Source organism: Plantactinospora sp. WMMC1484 (assembly GCF_049315195.1).
In the GTDB taxonomy this organism is placed as follows: domain Bacteria; phylum Actinomycetota; class Actinomycetes; order Mycobacteriales; family Micromonosporaceae; genus Plantactinospora.
Window position 1 is genome coordinate 798,971 of sequence record NZ_CP186055.1, and the last position, 12,544, is coordinate 811,514.

A 12,544-nucleotide genomic window follows, 5' to 3' on the forward strand; every position below is an offset into this window, starting at 1 on the left:
TGTGGTGCCTACCGCCGCGCGTCCGACGAGCGGAGGTCGAGTGCGATGTCCAAGATAGGCGAGGAGTGCGTCAGCGCCCCAACCGACAGGTAGTCGACGCCGGTCGCCGCGTACCCGGCAGCGGTCTCGAGGGTCAGCCCACCGGTCGCCTCCAGCTCGGCCCGGTCACCCACCGCCGCCACCACCTCGGTCAGCAGCTCCGGGGACATGTTGTCGCAGAGCAGGAAGTCGGCACCGGCCTCCACCGCCTCCAGCGCCTCGGCCACCGTGGTCACCTCGACCTGGATCGGCACCTTCGGGAACGCCTCCCGGACCCGCCGGTACGCCGGACCGATGCCGCCGGCCGCCAGCTTGTGGTTGTCCTTGATCATCGCGACGTCGTAGAGCCCGAGGCGCTTGTTGGCACCGCCGCCGACCCGGACGGCATACTTTTCCAGCGGGCGCAGCCCGGGGGTGGTCTTGCGGGTGTCCAGCACGGTCGCCTTGCTGCCGGCCAGTTCCGCCACCCAGGCCCGGGTGTGCGTGGCGACCCCGGACATCCGGCAGAGCAGGTTCAGCGCCGTCCGCTCGGCGGTGAGCAGCCCCCGGGTCGGCCCGGTCACCGTGGCCAGCACGTCCCCCTTCCTGACCTCGGCACCCTCCTCGGCCACCGGCAGCACCCGGACGGCCGCACCGGCCACCGGCCCGGAGCCGGCCACACCGGCCGCCGGCGCGGAACCGGCCACCGGCGCGGAACCGGCCACCAGCTCGGAAGCGGCCACCAGCTCGGAGCCGACCAACCCGGCCGCCAGCTCGAAGACGGCCGCCGCCACTGACAGCCCGGCAACCACGCCGTCGGCCCGGGCCACCAGCTCGGCGGTGTCGACCTGCTCGGCCGGCACCGTCGCCACGCTGGTTACGTCCTGCCCCTGCGGCCCCAGGTCCTCGTCCAACGCCCCCCGGACGATGCGTTCCACCACCACCGGATCGAGGCCGGCGGCCCGCAGCGCCTGCGTGGTACGAAGTGTCAGCACAGTGCCTCCCAGTCCTGTTCGAGAGTGCCCGCCGGACCGATCGACCCGACCAGGTGCCCGAGCCAATCGTCGCGCGATTCCGAGTAATCCTCGCGCCAATGGCAGCCCCGGGTCTCCTGCCGGGCGTACGCCGCACCGACCAGGGCCGCCGCCACCGTGATCAGGTTGGTCGCCTCCCAGCTCGCGGTACGCGGCGCACCCCGGGTCGCGCCCAGCGCCACCAGATCGGCTGCGGTCGCCCGCAGCGAGTCGGCGGAACGCAGCACCCCGGCTCCCCGGGTCATCGCCCGGGCCAGGCTCGATCGCACCGCCGGGTCCACCGTTGCGCCGCCGCCCCGCCAGGCTCCGATCGGTGCTGGCTCGACCTGGGCCGGCAGGTCCCGGGCGATGTCCTGGGCGATCCGGCGGGCGAAGACCAGTCCCTCCAGCAGCGAGTTGCTGGCCAGCCGGTTGGCGCCGTGCACGCCGGTGCAGGCGACCTCGCCGCAGGCGTACAGGCCGGGGATCGAGGTGCGGCCGTGCAGGTCGGTGCGGACGCCGCCGGAGGCGTAGTGCGCGGCCGGGGCCACCGGGATCGGCTCCGCCGCCGGGTCGATGCCGGCCGCCAGGCAGGAGGCGACGATGGTGGGGAAACGCCGGGCAAGATAATCCCGGCCGAGGTGCCGGGCGTCCAGATAGACGTGGTCGGCGCCGGTGGCGAGCAGCACCCGGTGGATGCCCTTGGCCACCACGTCCCGGGGGGCCAGCTCGGCGAGCTCGTGCTGGCCGACCATGAAGCGCTTCCCGTCCCCGTCGACCAGGTACGCTCCCTCGCCGCGCAACGCCTCGGTGACCAACGGCCGCTGCACCGCCAGATCCGGCCCGGCACCGCCGGCCGCCGGGGCGGCACCACCGACCGCCAGCCCGGCACCACCGACCGCCAGCCCGGCACCACCGACCGCCGGGGCGGCGGGCGTCAGCAGGGCGGTCGGGTGGAACTGGACGAACTCCAGGTCGGTCACGGCGGCACCGGCCCGCATCGCCAGCGCGACCCCGTCCCCGGTCGAGACGGCCGGATTGGTGGTGGCGGCGAAGACCTGTCCCATGCCGCCGGTGGCCAGCACCACCGCCCGCGCCAGGATCGCGCCGACGCCGTCCTCGCTGCCCTCGCCGAGTACGTGCAGGGTGACCCCGCAGGCCCGCCCGGGGGCGGCAGAGCCGCCGTCCGGAGCCCGGAGCAGGTCGAGGACGAGCGCGTGCTCGACCAGGCGGATCCACGGGTCGCGGCGGACCGCGGCGTGCAGTGCCCGCTGCACCTCGGCCCCGGTCGCGTCGCCACCGGCGTGCACGATCCGGTCTGCGCGGTGCCCGCCCTCCCGGCCCAGCATGAGCGAGCCGTCCGGGTGGCGATCGAACTCGGCACCCACGCGGATCAGTTCACGCAGCCGGGTCGGCCCCTCCTCCACCAGTACCCGAACGGCCGCCGGGTCGCAGAGCCCGACCCCGGCCAGCTCGGTGTCTGTCGCGTGCGCCGCAGGGGTGTCCAGCGGATCGAGTACGGCCGCGATCCCGCCCTGCGCCCACCGGGTGGAGCCGTCGTCAATGTTGACCTTGGTCACCACGGTCACGTGCAGCCCCGCCTCGCGCAGGTGCAGTGCGGCGGTGAGTCCGGCGATGCCCGACCCGACGACGATCACGTCCGTCGTCTCCACCCAACCGGGTTCCGGGGCGGCCAGCATCCGGGGTACCACCGGCAGGTCGACGGTCGGAAACTGCATCGTTCCAGTCAACCGCGGATCCCCGGCTCCGGCGTGCCCGGGGCCGCCAGAAGTGGCCTACGACGCTCTCCTGCCGTGTGAGGAGGGGGCCCTTCTTATACAAAAAGCGATAAGCGGGGGCCCTTCCTTTCACCCTGTCCGGATCGGGAGGCCGGCGGGGCCGGCGCCCTTGAGCGAACGGGTGAAGGTGCGGTCGGAGATCCACAGGTAGCAGCGGACTCCCCGGTTGCCCGAGGTCCAGTCGTCCGGCCCGCCGGGCAGCACCACGACGCCGGTGCGGAACCGGACGGTGCTCTGCGACACCCCGACGTAGCGGGCGGCGACGGTGTAACAGCCGTCGTAGAAGGTCTGCCAGTCCCGGTCCGCGGTCGGATATTTGAGCGTCGCGGGTGCCCGCCACACCCCGGCGAACTCGGCGTTGTGCCGGGCCGAGCACTCCACCGAGGTCATCTGGTCGACGGTGCGGTTCCGGGTCAGCGTCGTGCGGTAACAGCCGAGGTGCAACGGACCGGCCTCGCGCAGTGCGCCCTTGAGGGTCGCGGTCCGGCCGACCGCGTCACCGTCCTCCTCGACGTTGGCGAGCTCGGTCAGGTCGCAGCGGAACCAGCGGGCCCCGGCGGTCCAGCCGATCGGCGCGGGCAGCGCCACCCCGAGCCAGAGCCGGCCGGTCCGCCAGTCCGCGCCGAGGAAACCGCGCGCCCGGTCGTCGCACTCCGCGTACGCGGTGCCGAACTGGGCCGAGCCCGGCTTCGGCGGCGCCTCCAGCTCGCCTGCCGCCCCGGCGAAGGTGCCGACGTGGACGGTCTCCAGTCGATGGTTGGTGGCGCAGTCGACCGGCAGGTACGACGAGAGGTAGACGGTCTCGGAGAAGTCCGCCGAGTGGCAGGTTTCGGCCGCCGGGGTGAAGACCGCCGGCTCACCGAGCGGGGCCCAGTCGTTGGTGAGGTCGCCGTCGGTGCCACCCGGCGGCGCGCAGCCGGTGGCACCGAGCACGACTGCCCCGGTCACCGCCAGGGCGCTCATCCAACGGCGCATCACGTCCTCCCCAGGGCGACCAACGGTCCGGATGGCTGCACTTTACGTTAACGGGCGCGGGCATCCGGACGGAGAGATCGTCCCCTGGGCGGGTCGGCGCGGGGCCGGATCAGCCGGTGGCCAGGAGGTCTCCCCGGACCGGGTCACCGACCATCCCGGGCGCCGCCGCGGCCGGGTCGGCGCCCAGCTCGACGATCCGGTTCTCCGCGTCGACGTGCACGATCCGTGGCCGGTACGCCCGCGCCTCGCCGTCGTCGAGCTGGACGTACGAGATCAGGATGACCAGGTCGCCCGGATGTACCAGATGCGCGGCGGCCCCGTTGATGCCGATCACACCGCTGCCCCGCTCACCCGGGATCACGTACGTCTCCAGCCGCGCCCCGTTGGTGATGTCCACGACCGCGACCTGCTCGCCCGGAAGCAGGTCGGCGGCGTCCAGCAGGTCGGCGTCGACGGTCACCGAGCCGACGTAGTGCAGGTCGGCCTGGGTCACCGTGGCCCGGTGGATCTTCGACTTGAGCATGGTGCGGAACATCTGCGTCCTCCGTGGTGCAGGGTCTGGGGCGGTCAGGGGTCAGCCGCCCGGCGGGGTGGCGACCGGAACGGAGACCGGCGCCAGCTCGACCGGCACGTTGTCGATGAGTCGGGTGCCACCGACCCAGGCCGCCACCAGCATCCGGGCCGGTCCGGTGACCGGCGCCGGGCCCAGCTCCGGATCGGTCAGCACCAGGTAGTCCAGCTTGGCGCCGGTCGTACCCTCGCCGAAGGCCCGGTGGGCGGCGGCGAGCGCGCCGTCGGCACCCCGGCCGGCCCCGGCGGCGGCCGCGCCTGCCCGCAGCGCCGCCGAGAGCCGCAGCGCGGAGGCCCGCTCCTCGGTCGAGAGATAGCGGTTGCGGCTGGAGAGCGCCAGCCCGTCCGGCTCGCGCACCGTGGGCACGCCGGCGATCTCGACGTCCAGCTCCAGGTCACGGACCATCCGGCGGACCAGGGTGAGCTGCTGGTAGTCCTTCTCCCCGAAGATCGCGACGTCCGGCCGGACCAGGTTGAGCAGCTTCAACACCACCGTCAGCACGCCGGTGAAGAATCCCGGCCGGCTGGCACCCTCCAGTTCCTCGCCGAGGTCGCCACCGGTCACCCGGACGATCGGCTCGCCGCCCGGATACAGCTCCTCACGGGACGGCGCGAAGACCGCGTCCACTCCGGCCGCGCGGCAGATCGCCAGGTCCGCCTCCAGGGTGCGGGGGTAGCGGTCGAAGTCCTCGTTCGGACCGAACTGGAGCGGATTCACGAAGATCGTCGCGAGTACGACGTCAGCCCGCTCCCGGGCCGCGCGCAGCAACGTCTCGTGCCCCGGGTGCAGGGCGCCCATGGTCATCACCACCGCCAGCCGCCCGGGCAGCGGGCCCAGGGTGGCCGCCAGTTCCGCCCGGGTACGCAACACCGTGGTCATCTCCGCCCCCTCCTCCGGCCGGTCATGCGGCGACCCGCCGGGCGGGTCGTCCCGTTTCCCCGGCCGGTCATGCCCTGGCGACCTTCTGGCGGGCGGGTCGTCCCGTTTCCCCGGCCGGTCATGCCGTGGCGACCTTCCGGTCGCGGTCGGCCAGCACGCCGAGCAGCGACTCGGCGTCGGCCGGCCGGAGTCGTCCGGCCGCGATCGCCCGGTCGGCGGCGCGGCGGGCCAGTGCCAGATAGCCGGGCACCGAGTCCGGGGCGTTCTGCGCCAGCCGCTCCAGGTGCCGGGCGATCGTACCGGCGTCGCCCCGGGAGACCGGCCCGGTCAGCGCCGCGTCACCGAGCCGCAGCGCGTTGTCCAGGGCGGCCCGCAGCAGGGGCCCGAGCAGTTTCTCCGGCCGGTCCACCCCGGCGTCGCGGAGCAGGTCCGCCGCCTCGTTGACCAGCGTGACGAGATGGTTCGCGCCGTGCGCGAGAGCCGCATGGTAGAGCGGACGGTCCCGTTCCGCCACCCACTCGGGTACCCCGCCGAGGTCGGCGACGAGCCGGACGGCGAACGGCCGCAGCGGCTCCGGCGCGGTCACCCCGTAGGAGATGCCGGGGAGCCGGTGCAGGTCCTCGGCGGTACCGGTGAACGTCATCGCCGGGTGCAGCGCCAGCGGGCGGGCGCCGGCCCGTACGGCCGGGGCGAGGACGTCCAGCCCGTGCGCGCCCGAGGTGTGCGCCACCACCTGCCCCGGCCGGAGCGCACCGGTCCGCGCCAGCCCGGCGACGACACCGGCCAGCGAGTCGTCCGGTACGGCGATCAGCAACAGATCGGCGCCGGCCCGGGCCACCTCGTCGGCGGGGCGTACGGCGGTACCCGGCAGAAGCCGGTCGATCCGGTCCCGGGCGGCGGTCGAGACCCCGGCGGCGGCGACCACCCGGTGTCCGGCGCGGCTCAGTGCGGCACCGAGCACGGCGCCCACCCGGCCGGCACCGATCACGCCAATGGTGAGCCGGCGGGGGATCTTGGAATGCGACTGGCCCTGAACGGCGGTTTCACGACCCCGGACGGCGGCCGGAGGCCCAGCCGGCCTGCCGGAGGCCCCAGTGGCCGACCCGCCCGAAGCGGCGGTACGCGGGCGCGCGGAAGCGCTCATGGCGATGATCCAGTCCTCGATAAGTGGTACCGGTCGATCGCAAGTATGCGCCGTCCGGCCAGTTCAGGACCAAGGGGTTGTGAAAACCTTCACCGCCCGCCCGGCACCCGTCGGCGGTGCTCGGAGACCGGCCCGGCTGCTGCTCGGAGACCGGCCCGGCTGCGGTTTGGAGACCGGCCCGGCGGTGGCTTCGGGCGCCGGGGAGCAGGGCGCATAACCTGGGCCGGTGCCGATCGGATGGCGAGCCGCGATGAGCAACGCACTCTACGGTGACCGCGGGTTCTTCGTCAGCGGCGCCGGGCCGGCCGCACACTTCCGAACCAGCGCTCACGCCGTTCCGGTGCTCGCAGCCGCCCTGCTGCGGCTGCTGGACCGGCTCGATACCGCGCTGGGCCGGCCCGACCCGCTGGACGTGGTGGACGTTGGCGCCGGCCGGGGTGAGCTGCTCGGCACCATGGCCCGGCTCGCGCCACCGGGACTCGCCGACCGGCTCCGGCTGACCGCGGTCGAGCTGGCGCCCCGCCCCGACACGGTGCCGGCCACCGTCGGCTGGCGCGCCGACCTGCCTGAGCGGATCGTCGGGTTACTGGTCGCCACGGAGTGGCTCGACAACATACCGCTGGACGTGGCGGAGCGCGGTCCCGGCGGCTGGCGGCGGATCCTCGTCGACCCGGTCAGCGGCGTCGAGTCGGTGGGCGCCCCGCTGGACCCGGCGGAGTCGGAGTGGCTGACCCGGTGGTGGCCCCCCGCCGGGAGGGGGAGTGAGCGGCCCGCCGGGCCCAGGACGACCGAACCGACGACGACCGAACCACCAGCGACCGAACCGCCGGAGTGGCTGGAGCCACCGGAGGAGCTGGGGACGGCGGAGGGGCTGGGGGCGGCGGAAGGGCTGGGGGCGGAGCGGCCGGTTGCCGGTCGGGGTGAGATCGGGCTTCCCCGGGACGCCGCCTGGACCGCCGCCGTACGCAGCGTGCACCGAGGGCTGGCGCTGGCCGTGGAGTACGGGCACCTGCGGGAGGAACGGCCCCACTCGGGGACGCTCACCGGCTTCCGCGCCGGCCGCCAGGTCGAGCCGGTGCCGGACGGCAGTTGCGACCTGACGGCCCACGTCGCGATGGACTCGGTGGCCGCCGCCGGTACGGCGGTCGCCGGGCTGCCGTACACCCTGGTCGACCAGCGCAGGGCGCTTCGTGCGCTCGGGGCGGACGGACGACGCCCCGGCCTGGCGCTGGCCACCACCGATCCGGGCGGCTACGTCCGAGCGCTGGCCAGGGCATCCACGGCCGCCGAACTGACCGATCCGGCCGGTCTCGGCGGCCACTGGTGGCTGCTCCAACCGATCGGCATCGACCTCGACCTCGGATCGCTTTCCGGCCCCGGTGACCGGACTTCCTGACCCAGGGCTCCTCCGCTCTGGTCCGCTTCGCCCCGTGCGCGTCCGGCGAAGCGTGGCACGATGTCGGGCATGACTGCCGACACCGGAGCGCTGCGGGAACTGACCGTCGGCACCGGGGCGGGCCTCGACACCGCCGACATGGTGCTGAACATCGGGCCACAGCATCCGTCGACCCATGGCGTACTCCGGCTCAAGCTCGTGCTCGACGGCGAGCAGGTGATCTCCTGCGAGCCGATCGTCGGCTACATGCACCGGGGTGCGGAAAAGCTCTTCGAGGTACGCGACTACCGGCAGATCATCGTGCTGGCCAACCGGCACGACTGGCTCTCGGCCTTCTCCAACGAACTCGGCGTGGTGCTGGCCGTCGAGCGGCTGATGGGAATGGAGGTGCCGGAGCGGGCGGTGTGGCTGCGCACCGCGCTGGCCGAGCTCAACCGGGTGCTCAACCACCTGATGTTCCTCGGCTCGTACCCGCTGGAGATCGGCGCCATCACGCCGATGTTCTACGCCTTCCGGGAACGCGAAACCCTCCAGGCCGTCATGGAGGAGGTCTCCGGCGGACGGATCCACTACATGTTCAACCGCGTCGGCGGGTTGAAGGAGGAGGTGCCGGCCGGCTGGACCCGGCGGGCGCGGGAAGCGATCGGGCAGGTGCGTCGCCACCTCCCCGACCTGGACAACCTGATCCGGCGCAACGACATCTTCCTGGCCCGTACGGTCGGCGTCGGCGTGCTCTCCGCCGCCGAGGCCGCCGCCTTCGGCGCCTCCGGCCCGGTCGCCCGCGCCTCCGGCCTCGACCTCGACCTGCGGCGCGACGAGCCGTACCTGGCGTACGGGTCGCTGGAGGTGCCCGTGGTAACCCGGACCGCCGGCGACTGTCACTCCCGGTTCGAGGTCCTGCTCGACCAGGTGTACGCCTCACTCGAGCTCGCGGAGCGCTGCCTGGAACAGGTCGACCGGATCACCGGTCCGGTGAACGTGCGCCTGCCCAAGGTGCTGAAGGCCCCCGAGGGGCACACCTACGCCTGGACCGAGAACCCGCTCGGCATCAACGGCTACTACCTGGTGTCCCGTGGCGACAAGACGCCGTGGCGGATGAAGCTGCGGACCGCCTCGTACGCCAACGTGCAGGCGCTGGCCACGCTCTTGCCCGGCTGCCTGGTGCCGGACCTCATCGCCATCCTGGGTTCGATGTTCTTCGTGGTCGGCGACATCGACAAGTAGTGGCCGGACAGGCGAAACCGCGCGATCGGCAGCACAGCAGTGCCGGAAACCCTCCTCGACCCGCCCAGCTCAGCGCCAGCCGCCGTTGTCGTAGCCGTACTCCGACCGTCGGGTGCCGCCGGCCCGCGGCGCCTCGTCCAGCGGCGGGTAGCCGTACTCCTCGTCGTCCCGGTACCGCCGCCCCCGCCGGGCCGGCTCGGGTTCCGGCTCTGGCTCCTGCCGGGGCGGCCTCCAGGCGGACGGCGGCTCCACCCCGCCGGCAGGCAGCGCCCCGGCGGCGCCGGTACGGCCCCAACCGCGGTCCTCACCAGGGTCGTCGCGACCGCCCCGCCAGGCGCCCTCCTCATCCGACCTGCCGGACGAGCCGGGACGACCCGCGGACACCCGGTCGTCGTCGCGGGGCTCCGACCATTCGCGACCGGCGCGCCGCTCCTCGTCCGGCCTCGGCCCTTCCCGGTGCACCGCCGACGCCCAGCGGTCCTCGACCCGCAACTCCGTGCCGGAGTCGTCGGCCCGCATCGATGCCCGCCGTTCGCCCGTCCGGACCTCCCGACCGCGGTCGTCGGTCCGTACGGAGGTCCAACTGTCGCCGGCCCGCAGCTCGGCCCAGTACGAGTCGTCTTCCGGGTCGCCGGTCCCCGGCTCCCGCTCCGGCTCTGCCAGGCGACCACGCCAGCCACCGCCGCCGGATCGCCGCCCCTCCCGCTCGCCGTCGGCAGGATCGCCGGCTCGCCTGCCCGGCGCCGGTCGCCACTCCTGGCCGGCGCGCTCGCCGTCCCTGCCGTCCCGTTCGGGCTCGCCGCCGTAGCCGGCGCCCCCGTAGGTACCGCCGGAGTAGCTCTCGCCGCCGTTGCTGCCGCCGTAGGTACCGCCGCCATAGGTACCGCCGCCGTCACCGGTGCCGTCACCGCCGCGTCCCTCGCCGCCGTAGGTGCCACCCCGGTCACCGGCGCCGTAGCGACCGCGCTCCTCGCCACCCCCGTAGCCGCCACGTTCTCCGCCGTCGCGGTAGCCGCCGCGTTCTCCGCCAGCCCCGTAGCCGCCACGTTCGCCATCGCGGTAGCCGCCGCCTTCTCCGCCGTCGCGGTAGCCGCCGCCTTCTCCGCCGTCGCGGTAGCCACCGCCCTGGGCAGCGCCGTAGACACCGCCGCCGCCGTAGACGCCTCCGCCGTACGTACCGCCGCCGTAGCCACCGCCACCGCCGTAGCCACCGGCCTCGTGGTCGTCGGCCTCATGACCGCCGACGACGGTGTGCCGGGTGGTCACCTGCACGGTCTCGGTGTGCCGGACCACGCCACGGCCCAGCCGCGGCCCGGACACGCCTCCGGGACTGCCCGGCATCCCGGCCGGTCCCCCTCGATGCGACCGCCCACCCTGCGCCCGCGGCTGGCCGTACTGCCCGGAGTCGCCGCCGTACTGCCCGGAGTCGCCGCCGTACCGGTAAGACTCACCGCTGTACTGCCCGGACGCGCGGCCGTACTGGACCGGCTCGCCGGCTGGGGCGTCGTCCCGGCCGTAGCTGCCGGAATACGCACCGGCCCGGTCACCACCGGAATGCGCGCCGGCCCGGTCGCCGCGGGAATAGTCGTCTCGTTGATACCCGCGGCCTGGGCCAGCCCGGACCTCTCCGGTGTCGCCCGGATCCGCAGCATGCGACGGTCTCGACCCGCCGACGGCCCGGCGAGGGCCGTCAGGGCGCGAGCCGGACGTGTCGCGCCCCGGTGCGGCAGGCGCCCAGCCCGCCGAGGCCGGCTCGTCCGGCGACCGACCGGCCGGGGGATCGGCCGGGGCCCAGGCGCTCCGGCCCGGTTCGCCCGCTGCGCCAGGGGCCGGCACGCTGGCGGCACCCACCTGGCCGGCCACCGGCGCCGCGCCGCCGGCCGGGACGCCCCCGACCGCCGCGCTGCCGGAGACGGCCGGCGCGGAAACGGCACCAAGGCGTACGGCATCGAGTTGGCCCCGCAACGCCTCGACGTCGCCCTGCACGATCTGCAGCTTCTCGCCGAACGCCTTGTGCGTGGCGCGGGCGGCCGTGGCGATGTCGTTGCGTAACTCTCCGCGCAGGTCGTCGAGTTCCTCGACCAGGGTCTCCTCGATTTCCAGCCGGATGCCCTCCGAGTCGCCGCGCAATGTGATCGACAGTCCGATGAGTACGACCGCCAGCACGGCGAGCACGGCCGCGATCCGCAGCGGTCCGTTGCCCTGCCCGATCAGCAGGAGGAGGGCGGCCAGCGGAGCCAGCCCCACCCCGACCCAGAAGAGCACGGTCAGCAGCGGCCTGCGGCGGGATTCCTCGGGGGCCTCGCGGGCTGGCATGGCACCCGAGCCTACCCACAGTCGCCGGGGACGGAAATGCCGGCGGCCGGGCCGGCCGACGCCATTTCCGGCGACGCCGACCGGCCCTGCACACGCGCCGTGCCGAGCGACGGGTCGTCAGACCTCCTGCTCCGGCATCACACCTTCCGCCCCGGCAGCAGCCGTCCTGGCCTCAGCTCGTGGCGAGTGCGCCGTCCGAGGAGAAGACCAGGCCGACGCTGATCGCGCCGGTGGTCAGCGCCGACTTGGTCTGCGGTCCACCGGCGTCGAGCGAGTCGAAGCGGCCCGCTTTGAAGTTGTAGACCTCGACCAGCCCTGCCTGGCACTTGGGGCGCTGCGGGCACTCCGGCGGCCCACCCAGGACGGTCGCCGAACCGGAGCACTTCGCCGCCAGATCGCTGAGCGTGCGGACGTCGTACTTGTCGGCGAACTCCTTGGTGACCGCGAAGGCGTTCTGGTCCTGGGCGGCCGACGGCTTGCCGAAGGTGATGCCCACCTGCTCACCGACCGCCCTGAGCCCGGCCACCGTCTGGTTGAGGTCGGGCGAGGAGATCGGCGGCGGGGTGGCGCCGCCCTTGGCGTTCACCTTGTTGTTGAGGAATTCGGCCATCGTGGCGGCGTACTCCGGGACGACCTGGATCTCGCCCTTCTCCAGCGCCGGCTCGTAGAGCTCGCGGTTGCCGATCTGCTGGACCCTGACCTGGTAACCGGCGGCGGTGAGGGCGATCCGGTACAGCTCGCCGAGGGTCTGGTTCTCGCTGAAGTTGGCCGCGCCGACGGTGATCGAGCCGGTGCCGCCGGTCGGGATCCCCTCGGTGAGGTTGTTGGCGGCGGCAAACTCCTCGGCCGCCACCTTCGGGGTCTTCCGGTCGACGTCGACCGCCTTGTTCAGGTTGATCAGCTTCGCGGTGTCGAGGCTGTCCGAGACCTTGTCCAGCGCGGCGACCAGCTGCGGCTGGGCCGCCTTGCTGTTGATCGCCGGGATGATGTTGTCGGTGTTCTGGAGCTTCTTGTCGTCTTCCAGCACCACCAGGCTCGACCCGGCCACCGGCGCACAGCCGGCGCCCTGCGCCCCGGTGGCCGGGGCCTGGGTGCCGGACGACCCGGCGCCGCCGCAGCCGGCGAGAAAGCCGGCCGCGATGACGGCGCCGGTAGCGCCGAATGCCAGACGTGTACGAATGCGCATGAGAACGCCCGCCTCCTGTGTCC

Annotated in this window: 10 protein-coding genes; 2 read left to right on the plus strand and 8 right to left on the minus strand. The window is 73.9% G+C overall.

Annotation, left to right across the window (positions count from 1 at the left end; all coding sequences use genetic code 11):
* Positions 1–8 precede the first annotated feature (8 nt).
* The 6 genes from nadC to ACN28C_RS03565 form a co-directional block, all read right to left on the minus strand.
* On the minus strand, positions 9–1,010 hold the full coding sequence (nadC, locus tag ACN28C_RS03540; RefSeq protein ID WP_422774501.1) for a carboxylating nicotinate-nucleotide diphosphorylase: 1,002 nt from the start codon (positions 1,008–1,010) through the stop codon (positions 9–11).
* Entirely contained in the window at positions 1,007–2,770 is a 1,764-nt protein-coding gene (locus tag ACN28C_RS03545; RefSeq protein ID WP_422772177.1) for an L-aspartate oxidase, read from the minus strand. The genes nadC and ACN28C_RS03545 overlap by 4 nt, the downstream gene beginning before the upstream one ends.
* Positions 2,771–2,899: 129 nt before the next feature.
* A complete protein-coding gene (locus ACN28C_RS03550) occupies positions 2,900–3,805 on the minus strand; it encodes a septum formation family protein (RefSeq protein ID WP_422772178.1) in 906 nt (301 codons plus the stop codon).
* A gap of 109 nt (positions 3,806–3,914) precedes the next feature.
* Positions 3,915–4,340, minus strand: a complete 426-nt coding sequence (gene panD / locus ACN28C_RS03555) for an aspartate 1-decarboxylase (RefSeq protein WP_422772179.1) — start codon at positions 4,338–4,340, stop codon at positions 3,915–3,917.
* Positions 4,341–4,379: 39 nt separating this feature from the next.
* Entirely contained in the window at positions 4,380–5,255 is an 876-nt protein-coding gene (panC, locus tag ACN28C_RS03560; protein ID WP_422772180.1) for a pantoate--beta-alanine ligase, read from the minus strand.
* Between the two features lie 118 nt (positions 5,256–5,373).
* Positions 5,374–6,399, minus strand: coding sequence for a Rossmann-like and DUF2520 domain-containing protein (locus ACN28C_RS03565; RefSeq protein WP_422772181.1), 1,026 nt, complete (start codon positions 6,397–6,399; stop codon positions 5,374–5,376).
* A 250-nt stretch (positions 6,400–6,649) separates the two neighbouring features.
* Between ACN28C_RS03565 and ACN28C_RS03570 the strand changes: the two genes are divergently transcribed.
* Positions 6,650–7,795 (plus strand): SAM-dependent methyltransferase, encoded by a 1,146-nt coding sequence (locus tag ACN28C_RS03570; protein WP_422772182.1) that lies wholly within the window; start codon positions 6,650–6,652, stop codon positions 7,793–7,795.
* A gap of 60 nt (positions 7,796–7,855) precedes the next feature.
* Entirely contained in the window at positions 7,856–9,019 is a 1,164-nt protein-coding gene (locus ACN28C_RS03575) for an NADH-quinone oxidoreductase subunit D (protein WP_422772183.1), read from the plus strand.
* A gap of 69 nt (positions 9,020–9,088) precedes the next feature.
* Here ACN28C_RS03575 and ACN28C_RS03580 read toward each other — a convergent pair whose 3' ends face one another.
* Together ACN28C_RS03580 and ACN28C_RS03585 are read right to left on the minus strand one after the other, a co-directional pair.
* The gene (locus ACN28C_RS03580; protein WP_422772184.1) at positions 9,089–11,335 is read right to left on the minus strand and encodes a hypothetical protein; all 2,247 of its coding nucleotides are present in this window, start codon (positions 11,333–11,335) and stop codon (positions 9,089–9,091) included.
* Positions 11,336–11,507: 172 nt separating this feature from the next.
* Entirely contained in the window at positions 11,508–12,521 is a 1,014-nt protein-coding gene (locus ACN28C_RS03585; protein ID WP_422772185.1) for a glycine betaine ABC transporter substrate-binding protein, read from the minus strand.
* Positions 12,522–12,544: the final 23 nt, after the last annotated feature.

What these genes read in the sequence shown, in the direction of transcription:
- ACN28C_RS03545 (WP_422772177.1), bottom strand. Translation starts at nt 2,770, where the DNA reads ATGCAGTTTCCGACCGTCGACCTGCCGGTGGTACCCCGGATGCTGGCC.
- ACN28C_RS03550 (WP_422772178.1), bottom strand. Translation starts at nt 3,805, where the DNA reads ATGCGCCGTTGGATGAGCGCCCTGGCGGTGACCGGGGCAGTCGTGCTC.
- panD (WP_422772179.1), bottom strand. Translation starts at nt 4,340, where the DNA reads ATGTTCCGCACCATGCTCAAGTCGAAGATCCACCGGGCCACGGTGACC.
- panC (WP_422772180.1), bottom strand. Translation starts at nt 5,255, where the DNA reads ATGACCACGGTGTTGCGTACCCGGGCGGAACTGGCGGCCACCCTGGGC.
- ACN28C_RS03565 (WP_422772181.1), bottom strand. Translation starts at nt 6,399, where the DNA reads ATGAGCGCTTCCGCGCGCCCGCGTACCGCCGCTTCGGGCGGGTCGGCC.
- ACN28C_RS03570 (WP_422772182.1), top strand. Translation starts at nt 6,650, where the DNA reads ATGAGCAACGCACTCTACGGTGACCGCGGGTTCTTCGTCAGCGGCGCC.
- ACN28C_RS03575 (WP_422772183.1), top strand. Translation starts at nt 7,856, where the DNA reads ATGTCGGGCATGACTGCCGACACCGGAGCGCTGCGGGAACTGACCGTC.
- ACN28C_RS03580 (WP_422772184.1), bottom strand. Translation starts at nt 11,335, where the DNA reads ATGCCAGCCCGCGAGGCCCCCGAGGAATCCCGCCGCAGGCCGCTGCTG.
- ACN28C_RS03585 (WP_422772185.1), bottom strand. Translation starts at nt 12,521, where the DNA reads ATGCGCATTCGTACACGTCTGGCATTCGGCGCTACCGGCGCCGTCATC.